Source organism: Saccharopolyspora sp. NPDC002686 (assembly GCF_040295745.1).
GTDB lineage: Bacteria > Actinomycetota > Actinomycetes > Mycobacteriales > Pseudonocardiaceae > Saccharopolyspora > Saccharopolyspora oryzae.
Genome location: NZ_JBEOVY010000600.1, coordinates 1 through 2235, shown reverse-complemented (window position 1 = coordinate 2235; position 2235 = coordinate 1). Strand labels below are relative to the sequence as shown.

General features: G+C 71.1%; 1 protein-coding gene. It reads left to right on the top strand.

All coding sequences use genetic code 11. From position 1 onward, the window contains the following. Positions 1-1961: NAD(+) synthase (locus ABTZ89_RS38105; protein WP_351054213.1), on the top strand; the 1961-nt coding region annotated here is incomplete at its 5' end. Positions 1962-2235: the final 274 nt, after the last annotated feature.

The following is a 2235-nucleotide window of genomic DNA, read 5'->3' as shown; positions in this document are numbered from 1 at the left end:
ACCGCACCATCGAGCTGGCACGACGCGCGGCCGCCGACCACGCGGTGCTCGCGCTGTTCCCCGAGCTGGGCTTGTCCTCCTACAGCATCGACGACCTGTTCCACCAGGACGCGCTGCTGGACGCCGTGCTGTCCGGGCTGCGCCGCGTGGTGTCCGCGAGCAGCGAGCTGAACAGCGCGCTCGTGGTGGGCGCACCGCTGCGCTTCGGCGATCGGCTGTTCAACTGCGGAGTGGTGGTCCACCGCGGCGCGGTGGTCGGCGTGGTCCCCAAGAGCTACCTGCCCACCTACCGGGAGTTCTACGAGAAGCGCTACTTCGCGGCCGCCCGCGACGCCCTCTCCGGGCACGTGAGCTTGCTCGGCGACGACGTGCCGTTCGGCAACGACCTGCTGTTCGACGCGCCTCAGCTGCCGGGGTTCACCTTCCACGTCGAGATCTGCGAGGACCTGTGGGTGCCGGTGCCGCCCAGCACCTGGGCCGCGCTGGCGGGGGCCCACGTCCTGGTCAACCTCTCGGCCAGCAACATCACCGTCGCCAAGGCCGACTACCGGCGCCAGTTGTGCGCCGCGCACTCGGCTCGCTGCATCGCCGCGTACCTCTACGCCGCAGCGGGTCCCGGCGAGTCCACCACGGACCTGGCGTGGGACGGGCACGCGCTGATCCACGAGAACGGTGCGGCACTGGCCGAGAGCGACCGCTTCAGCTCCGAGGCGCAGCTGGTCACCGCCGACGTGGACCTGGAACGGCTGGTGCAGGACCGGATGCGGATGACCAGCTTCGCCGACGCCGCGCACGACCACCCGGACCACGTGCGCGGAATTCGCCGGGTGCGCCTGGACCTCGCCCCGCCGGCGGGCCCCGCCGTGCTGCGCCGCGAAATCCCGCGGTTCCCCTACGTGCCCTCCGATCCGGCGACCCTGGGCGAGCGGTGCCGGGAGATCTACCACATCCAGACCCAAGGCCTGGTCCGGCGACTGGCCGCGACCGGCGGCGACAAGGTCGTGATCGGCGTTTCCGGCGGACTGGACTCCACCCAGGCGCTCATCGTGGCCGCGCGGAGCATGGACCGGCTCGGGCTGCCCCGCCGCAACGTCCTCGCGTACTCCCTGCCCGGTTTCGCCACCAGCGAGCGGACCCGCCGCAACGCGCACCGCTTGATGGCCGCACTGGAAGTCACCGCCGGTGAGATCGACATCCGGCCGTCGGCGATGCAGATGCTGCGCGACCTCGACCACCCGGCGGCGCGCGGCGAACCCGTCCACGACATCACCTACGAGAACGTGCAGGCCGGGGAGCGCACGTCCCACCTGTTCCGGCTGGCCAACCAGCACGGCGCCCTCGTGGTGGGCACCGGTGACCTCAGCGAGATCGCGCTGGGCTGGAGCACCTACGGCGTCGGCGACCACATGTCGCACTACAACGTCAACGCCTCGGTGCCCAAGACGCTGGTCCGGCACCTGATCCGCTGGACCATCGACACCGAGCAGTTCAGCAGCACCGCCGGCGAAGTGCTGAAGTCCATCGTGGACACCGTGATCTCACCGGAGCTCGTCCCCGCCGAACGGCCCGGAGCGGAGCAACCGGAGCAGAGCTCGGAATCGGTCATCGGCCCCTACGAGCTGCAGGACTTCCACCTCTACCACCTGCTGCGGTTCGGGTACCGCCCCAGCCGCATCGCCTACCTCGCGCACCACGCGTGGGGCAACCGCGATCGGGGCAGCTGGCCGCCGCTGATCCCGCCGGACGAGCGCAACGAGTACGACCTGCCCACCATCAAGCACTGGCTGGCCGTGTTCCTGCACCGGTTCGTCCAGACCAGCCAGTTCAAGCGCTCGGCACTACCCAACGGCCCCAAGATCGGCTCCGGTGGCGCGCTGTCACCGCGCGGCGACTGGCGCGCCCCCAGCGACGCCACCGCCCGCGCGTGGCTCGACGAACTGGACCGCGACGTCCCCGGCTGACGGTGCCCGGTGGACACCACGACCGCCCTGCTGCACTTCGCCACCGCGCTGCTTCGCGCTCCGGTTGGCCGCGCTGCTCCTGCTGCCCGCCGCCGTGGCCGCGGGGATCGTCGTGACCGGTTGACCGCTCGGTGGGAGCGGGAGCGGAAGTGGGTACTCCGCGAGCACGCCGAGTCCCGGGTGTGGAGCAGTCATGGTCGCAACCAGCATCGATCCGAACCTCCACCGCGCCGTGCTGTTCGGCATGGACGGGGTGCTGACCGACACCGCGCGG